Raw genomic sequence first — 308 nt, 5'->3', positions numbered from 1 at the left:
TTCGGATGAGAGTGTGACGGAATTTATTGTGGTTACAGGTCATACTATCAGACATAACGGCGTGGATTACCCTGAAAATACTGAGATTAAGGTTTTCGGCGATGATGCCAGCCGCTTGTTCCGATTGGGTGTTATTATCCGGCTGGATGACCTAAGGGTACGGTTACTATCCAATAACCCAGTAACAGTGCAGAGCAGGGTTAAAATCTGATGCCGATTGACTGGGATAAACACCTGCTAGCCCCTTTGCATCAACAGTTTGCCGAGCGGGTGAACTGGCGACCCAGAGACGGGAAACCTTATGACAT

At 47.7% G+C, this 308-nt stretch carries 1 pseudogene; it reads left to right on the top strand.

Annotation, left to right across the window (positions count from 1 at the left end):
* Nucleotides 1-211: pseudogene (locus PSI23_RS22265) on the top strand (hypothetical protein); the annotation flags it as partial.
* Between the last annotated feature and the right edge of the window lie 97 nt (nt 212-308).

The organism is Xenorhabdus yunnanensis, from assembly GCF_028598805.1.
Taxonomy (GTDB): domain Bacteria; phylum Pseudomonadota; class Gammaproteobacteria; order Enterobacterales; family Enterobacteriaceae; genus Xenorhabdus; species Xenorhabdus yunnanensis.
This window is presented reverse-complemented; position numbering and strand designations above follow the sequence as displayed.